At 66.3% G+C, this 7,580-nt stretch carries 4 protein-coding genes; all 4 read left to right on the top strand.

Going from position 1 to position 7,580, the window contains the following annotated elements; translation table 11 throughout:
• Positions 1-121 precede the first annotated feature (121 nt).
• The 4 genes from ACFY2X_RS37990 (at position 122) to fusA (ending at position 7,519) form a co-directional block, all read left to right on the top strand.
• Entirely contained in the window at positions 122-4,009 is a 3,888-nt protein-coding gene (locus tag ACFY2X_RS37990) for a DNA-directed RNA polymerase subunit beta' (RefSeq protein ID WP_389947913.1), read from the top strand.
• Positions 4,010-4,538: 529 nt separating this feature from the next.
• On the top strand, positions 4,539-4,910 hold the full coding sequence (gene rpsL / locus ACFY2X_RS37985; RefSeq protein WP_012887826.1) for a 30S ribosomal protein S12: 372 nt from the start codon (positions 4,539-4,541) through the stop codon (positions 4,908-4,910).
• Between the two features lie 2 nt (positions 4,911-4,912).
• Positions 4,913-5,383 carry a 30S ribosomal protein S7 gene (rpsG, locus tag ACFY2X_RS37980; protein ID WP_203877424.1) on the top strand — a complete coding sequence of 157 codons (471 nt, stop codon included), beginning with the start codon at positions 4,913-4,915 and terminating at the stop codon, positions 5,381-5,383.
• A gap of 87 nt (positions 5,384-5,470) precedes the next feature.
• Positions 5,471-7,519, top strand: coding sequence for an elongation factor G (gene fusA, locus ACFY2X_RS37975; protein WP_389947917.1), 2,049 nt, complete (start codon positions 5,471-5,473; stop codon positions 7,517-7,519).
• Positions 7,520-7,580: the final 61 nt, after the last annotated feature.

Raw genomic sequence — 7,580 nt, 5'->3', positions numbered from 1 at the left:
AGATGCGCGACACCGACGAGGACGTCTTCCGCGCTGCGGAAGAGCTCGGCATCGACCTGTCTCGGCGCGAGCCGAGCAGCGTCGAAGAGGTCTGATCTAGAAGCTGAGGAGGGGATTACAAGTGCTCGACGTCAACTTCTTCGACGAGCTTCGGATCGGCCTCGCGACGGCCGACGACATCCGCCAGTGGTCGCACGGTGAAGTCAAGAAGCCGGAGACCATCAACTACCGGACTCTCAAGCCGGAAAAGGACGGACTCTTCTGCGAGAAGATCTTCGGTCCGACCCGCGACTGGGAGTGCTACTGCGGTAAGTACAAGCGCGTCCGGTTCAAGGGCATCATCTGTGAGCGCTGTGGTGTCGAGGTGACTCGCGCCAAGGTGCGTCGTGAGCGGATGGGCCACATCGAGCTGGCCGCGCCCGTCACGCACATCTGGTACTTCAAGGGTGTCCCGTCCCGCCTGGGATACCTGCTCGACCTGGCTCCGAAGGACCTTGAGAAGGTCATCTACTTCGCGGCCTACATGATCACGCACGTCGACAAGGACATGCGTGAGCGTGACCTGCCGTCGCTTGAGGCGAAGATCTCTGTCGAGCGGCAGCACGTCGAGCAGCGTCGTGACGCCGATGTCGAGGCCCGGCAGAAGAAGCTCGAAAGCGACCTGGTCGAGCTTGAGGCCGCCGGCGCCAAGGGCGACCAGCGCCGCAAGGTTCGTGAGGGTGCCGAGCGCGAGATGCGCCAGATCCGTGACCGGGCCCAGCGCGAGCTGGACCGCCTGGAGGAGGTCTGGAACCGCTTCAGGAACCTCAAGGTCCAGGACCTCGAGGGCGACGAGCTGCTCTACCGGGAGATGCGCGACCGCTTCGGCCGCTACTTCCGCGGAGGCATGGGCGCCCAGGCCATTCAGGAGCGTCTGACCAACTTCGACCTCGACCTCGAGGCCGAGAACCTGCGCGAGACGATCCGCAGCGGCAAGGGCCAGAAGAAGGCCCGCGCGCTCAAGCGTCTCAAGGTCGTGTCCGCGTTCCTGAACACCCGTAACTCGCCCAACGGCATGGTCCTGGACTGCATCCCGGTCATCCCGCCGGACCTGCGCCCGATGGTGCAGCTCGACGGTGGCCGGTTCGCGACCTCGGACCTGAACGACCTGTACCGCCGTGTGATCAACCGGAACAACCGTCTCAAGCGTCTTCTCGACCTCGGCGCGCCCGAGATCATCGTGAACAACGAGAAGCGGATGCTCCAGGAGGCGGTCGACGCGCTGTTCGACAACGGCCGCCGCGGCCGTCCGGTCACGGGCCCCGGCAACCGGCCGCTGAAGTCCCTCAGCGACATGCTGAAGGGTAAGCAGGGCCGGTTCCGTCAGAACCTGCTGGGCAAGCGAGTCGACTACTCCGGCCGTTCGGTCATCGTCGTCGGCCCGCAGCTGAAGCTGCACCAGTGCGGTCTGCCCAAGCAGATGGCGCTGGAGCTCTTCAAGCCGTTCGTGATGAAGCGCCTGGTCGACCTGAACCACGCGCAGAACATCAAGTCGGCCAAGCGGATGGTCGAGCGTGCTCGCCCGGTCGTGTGGGACGTCCTCGAAGAGGTCATCACCGAGCACCCCGTGCTGCTCAACCGCGCGCCCACGCTGCACCGTCTGGGCATCCAGGCCTTCGAGCCGCAGCTGGTCGAGGGCAAGGCCATCCAGATCCACCCGCTCGTCTGCACCGCGTTCAACGCGGACTTCGACGGCGACCAGATGGCCGTGCACCTGCCGCTGTCGGCCGAGGCCCAGGCCGAGGCCCGCATCCTGATGCTGTCCACCAACAACATCTTGAAGCCGGCCGACGGCAAGCCGGTGACCATGCCCACCCAGGACATGATCATCGGTCTCTACTCGCTGACCACCATCAAGGACGACGACGAGGACGCTCCGGGTCAGGGCCGGGTCTTCGGCTCGGTGGCCGAGGCGCTCATGGCCTTCGACCGGCGCGAGCTGGACATCCAGGCCAAGATCCAGATCCGGTTCAGGGGCGACGTCCCGCCGCCTCGCGGCTGGGCGGCTCCCGAGGGCTGGGAGCCGGGTGACAACTACCGCCTGGAGACCACGCTCGGCCGCTGCCTGTTCAACCAGACGCTGCCGGCGAACTACCCGTACGTGAACTCCCAGGTCGGCAAGAAGCAGCTCTCGGCGATCGTCAACGAGCTGGCCGAGAAGTACCCCAAGGTGGAGGTGGCGGCCGCGCTCGACGCGCTCAAGGACGCCGGCTTCTACTGGGCGACCCGGGCCGGTGTGACGATCTCCATCGAGGACGTCATCGCGCCGCCGAACAAGAGCGAGATCATGGAGACGTACGAGCGCAGGGCCGACAAGGTCCAGCGGGAGTACGAGCGCGGTCTCATCACGGACGAGGAGCGCCGTCAGGAGCTCATCGAGATCTGGACGCACGCGACCAGTGACGTGACCGACGACATGCAGAAGGCGTTCCCGAAGACCAACCCGGTCTGGATGATGGTCCAGTCGGGCGCCCGAGGAAACCTGATGCAGGTCCGGCAGATCTCCGGCATCCGCGGTCTGGTGTCCAACACCAAGGGTGAGACGATCCCGCGTCCGATCAAGGCCTCGTTCCGCGAGGGTCTGTCGGTGCTGGAGTACTTCATCTCCACCCACGGACAGCGGAAGGGTCTGGCCGACACCGCGCTGCGGACCGCCGACTCGGGTTACCTGACCCGTCGTCTGGTGGACGTCGCGCAGGACGTCATCGTCCGTGAGATCGACTGTGGCACCGACCGTGCGGTCCCGCTGCACGTCGGTGAGCGCGACTCCCAGGGCAACCTGGTCAAGGCGGAGAACGCCGAGAGCAACGTGCACGGCCGCATCCTGGCCGAGGACGTCGAGGTGGACGGCAAGGTCATCGCGTCCGCGGGTGTCGACATCAACGACACCCACGTCACCGCGCTGGTCGAGGCCGGGGTGGAGACCGTCAGGACCCGCAGCGCCCTGGTCTGCGAGGCCAAGATCGGTGTCTGCGCCACCTGCTACGGCCGTTCGCTCGCGACCGGCAAGCTCGTGGACGTCGGCGAGGCGGTCGGCATCATCGCCGCTCAGTCGATCGGTGAGCCCGGCACCCAGCTGACGATGCGTACCTTCCACACCGGTGGTGTGGCGGGTGCGGACATCACCCACGGTCTGCCCCGTGTCCAGGAGCTCTTCGAGGCGCGCGTCCCCAAGGGTGTCGCCCCGATCAGCGAGGCCGAGGGCCGGGTCCGCATCGACGAGACCGACAAGACCAGGAAGATCGTGATCGTTCCGGACGACGGTTCCGACGAGATCGCCTACCAGGTCTCCATGCGGTCGCGTCTGCTGGTCTCCGAGGGGCAGCGCGTCTCGGTCGGCCAGCAGCTGGTCGCCGGTGCCGTCAACCCCAACGAGGTGCTGCGCATCCTCGGCCCGCGGGCCGTGCAGCTGCACCTGGTGGCCGAGGTCCAGCAGGTCTACCGCTCGCAGGGTGTGTCGATCCACGACAAGCACATCGAGATCATCGTCCGGCAGATGCTCAAGCGCGTGAACGTGCTGGAGTCGGGCGACGCCGACATGCTGCCCGGCGAACTCGTCGAGCGGCCGCGCTTCGAGCGGATCAACCGCGAGTGCGTGGCCGAGGGCGGCACCCCGGCCTCCGGCCGTCCGGTGCTGATGGGTATCACCAAGGCCTCGCTCGCCACCGAGTCCTGGCTGTCGGCGGCGTCCTTCCAGGAGACGACCCGGGTGCTCACCGACGCGGCGATCCACGCCAAGTCGGACTCGCTGCTCGGCCTCAAGGAGAACGTCATCATCGGAAAGCTCATCCCGGCCGGTACCGGCATGCCGCAGTACCGCAACATCCGGGTCGAGCCGACCGAGGAGGCCAAGGCCGCGATGTACACGGTCGGCGGCTACGACGGCTCCGCGGCGGACTACACCTTCGGCTCGGGCTCCGGTGAGGCCGTGCCGCTGGAGGAGTACGACTTCGGTCAGTACAACCGCTGATTGATCACGAACAGCGCCCGGTCCCTCGCGAGGGACCGGGCGCTGTTCGTCTGTCCGGGAGATGTCGGCCCGGTTACGGTGAAACTTCCTTGACCGGAATGTTGCGGTGAAAGCCGCATGCGAATGCGGAGAACGGCTGGAGAAGCGTGCCGCGCCCGCTAGACTTGTCCCGGGCCCAGTAGCGGTCGGCCGGAAACCGACCACGGGAGCCATAACACGATACGACCACCCACAACGGCGGTCGGCGGGCGCAACCGTTTTGACGTGTTGCGATGGACTAGGTAGTCTTTCCCTTCGTGCCCATGGCTTCATGGGCTCTCATGCGTGCGCGTCGACAGGTTTCCCGCGGGGAGTCGACAGGGGCGCCGTGTGGCCTCCTCCACCGGCCCGGCTCGAAAAGTGGCGCGATCAGTACGCGACACGCCCGAGCGCGGGGGCCGGACCGGATGGAAAATCCGCAGGTCATGACACCGGCAGTACCTGCAAAGCAACAAGATTCGAATCACCGGCAAGCACGAACGGAGACGCGGTGCCTACGATTCAGCAGCTGGTCCGCAAGGGCCGCCAGGATAAGGTCACCAAGACCAAGACCCCGGCGCTCAAGGCCAGCCCCCAGCGACGCGGCACCTGCATGCGCGTTTACACCACGACCCCCAAGAAGCCGAACTCTGCCCTCCGCAAGGTCGCGCGTGTCCGGCTCACCAACGGCATCGAGGTCACGGCCTACATCCCGGGCGTCGGTCACAACCTCCAGGAGCACTCGATCGTGCTCGTCCGTGGCGGTCGTGTGAAGGACCTGCCGGGTGTTCGCTACAAGATCATCCGTGGCTCGCTGGACACCCAGGGTGTTCGTAACCGCAAGCAGGCCCGTAGCCGTTACGGCGCGAAGAAGGAGAAGTAAGAATGCCTCGCAAGGGTTCTCCTGGACGTCGCCAGCTCATGGCCGACCCGGTCCACAACTCGCCCCTGGTCACCGCGCTCATCAACAAGGTGCTCCTGGACGGCAAGCGCTCCATCGCGCAGTCCATCGTCTACGGTGCCCTTGAGGGCTGCCGCGACAAGACCGGCAACGACCCGGTCGTGACCCTGAAGCGCGCGCTGGACAACGTCAAGCCCACCCTTGAGGTCCGCAGCCGCCGTGTCGGTGGCGCGACCTACCAGGTCCCGGTCGAGGTGCGCGCCGCGCGCAGCACCACCCTGGCCCTGCGCTGGCTGGTGCAGTACTCCCGCGCCCGCCGTGAGAAGACCATGACCGAGCGCCTCATGAACGAGCTCCTTGACGCCAGCAACGGCCTCGGGGCGAGCGTGAAGAAGCGCGAGGACACCCACAAGATGGCCGAGTCCAACAAGGCCTTCGCCCACTACCGCTGGTAACAGCGGGTTCGACGAGACGACGAGGACGCGAGAGAAGTGGCCACCACGACCGCTCTTGACCTGGCCAAGGTCCGCAACATCGGGATCATGGCCCACATCGACGCGGGCAAGACCACGACGACCGAGCGCATCCTGTTCTACACCGGTATCAACTACAAGATCGGTGAGGTCCACGAGGGCGCAGCCACGATGGACTGGATGGAGCAGGAGCAGGAGCGTGGTATCACCATCACCTCCGCTGCTACCACCTGCGAGTGGCTCGGCCACACGATCAACATCATCGACACGCCGGGTCACGTGGACTTCACCATCGAGGTGGAGCGCTCGCTCCGCGTCCTCGACGGTGCCGTCGCCGTGTTCGACGGTGTGGCCGGTGTGGAGCCGCAGTCGGAGACGGTGTGGCGTCAGGCCGACCGTTACGACGTGCCCCGTATCTGCTTCGTCAACAAGATGGACCGGGTCGGCGCGGAGTTCCACCGCTGCGTCGACATGATGATCAGCCGCCTGGACGCGACCCCCGCCGTCATCCAGCTTCCCTGGGGCGTCGAGGCCGACTTCAAGGGCGTCATCGACCTGGTCAAGATGAAGGGCCTGCTCTGGAGCGCCGAGGCGGCCAAGGGCGAGATGTACGAGACCGTGGAGATCCCGGCGGAGCACGCCGAGACCGCCCGCGAGTGGCGTGACAAGCTCGTCGAGACCATCGCCGAGAACGACGACGAGCTGATGGAGCTCTTCCTGGAGGGCGTCGAGCCCACCGAGGAGCAGCTGGTCGCGGCCATTCGCCGCGCGACGCTGTCCAGCGCCGTCAACCCGGTCCTGACCGGCACCGCGTTCAAGAACAAGGGCGTGCAGCCCCTGCTCGACGCGATCGTCGCATACCTCCCCGCTCCGATCGACATCCCGGCCTTCAAGGGCCACGCGGTCGGCAAGGAAGACGAGGTCATCGAGCGTCACGCGGACGTGAGCGAGCCGTTCTCCGCGCTGGCCTTCAAGATCATGAGCGACCAGCACCTGGGCCGTCTCACCTACATCCGCATCTACTCGGGCACGCTCGAGACCGGCACCGCCGTGGTCAACTCGGTGAAGGGCCGCAAGGAGCGGATCGGCAAGATCTACCAGATGCACGCCAACAAGCGCGAGGAGCGCCCGTCGGCCGTCGCTGGTCAGATCGTCGCCGTCATGGGTCTGAAGGACACCACCACCGGTGACACCCTGGCCGACCCGGCCAACCCGGTCGTCCTGGAGTCGATGAACTTCCCGGCGCCGGTCATCAGCGTCGCGATCGAGCCCAAGACCAAGGGCGACCAGGAGAAGCTGGGCACCGCGATCCAGCGTCTGGCCGAGGAGGACCCGTCCTTCCAGGTCCGGCGTGACGAGGAAACCGGGCAGACGGTCATCTGGGGTATGGGCGAGCTCCACCTGGAGATCCTCGTCGACCGGATGCGCCGCGAGTTCAAGGTCGAGGCCAACATCGGCCGCCCGCAGGTCGCCTACCGCGAGACCATCCGCCGCAAGGTGGAGAAGGTTGACTACACCCACAAGAAGCAGACCGGTGGTTCCGGTCAGTTCGCGCGGGTCATCATCAACCTTGAGCCGCTGGGCGAGGGCAACGACGGCTACGAGTTCGAGAACAAGGTTTCGGGCGGTCGCGTTCCGAGGGAGTACATCCCCTCGGTCGACGCGGGTGCTCAGGAGGCCGCCGAGTTCGGCGTGCTGGCCGGTTACCCGATGGTGGGCGTGAAGGTGACGCTGACCGACGGTGCGGCCCACGACGTCGACTCCTCGGAAATGGCCTTCAAGATCGCTGGCTCGATGGCCTTCAAGGAGGCCGCGCGCAAGGCGGACGCCGTAATCCTGGAGCCGATGATGGCCGTCGAGGTCACCACGCCCGAGGACTACATGGGTGACGTCATCGGTGACCTCAACGGTCGCCGCGGGCAGATCCAGGCGATGGACGAGCGCTCCGGCGCCCGGATCGTCAAGGCACTCGTGCCGCTCTCTGAGATGTTCGGTTACGTGGGTGACCTCCGCAGCCGGACCCAGGGGCGTGCGAGCTACAGCATGCAGTTCGACTCCTATGCGGAAGTGCCTGCGCACATCGCCAAGGAGATCGTCGCGAAGGTGCGGGGCGAGTAAGTCCGGCATTCGCTTCGGTGCGGGCGGCGAGGAGATCGTCGCCCCGCCACCGAGGGGGTGC

The organism is Streptosporangium sp. NPDC000396 (genome assembly GCF_042898655.1).
Classification (GTDB): Bacteria; Actinomycetota; Actinomycetes; order Streptosporangiales; family Streptosporangiaceae; genus Streptosporangium.
Note: the sequence above shows the minus strand (reverse complement) of the source record. Positions and strands in the feature narration are given on the sequence as shown.

Coding starts and splice junctions, on each gene's coding strand:
- rpsG (WP_203877424.1), top strand. CDS start 4,913: ATGCCTCGCAAGGGTTCTCCTGGACGTCGCCAGCTCATGGCCGACCCG.
- fusA (WP_389947917.1), top strand. CDS start 5,471: ATGGCCCACATCGACGCGGGCAAGACCACGACGACCGAGCGCATCCTG.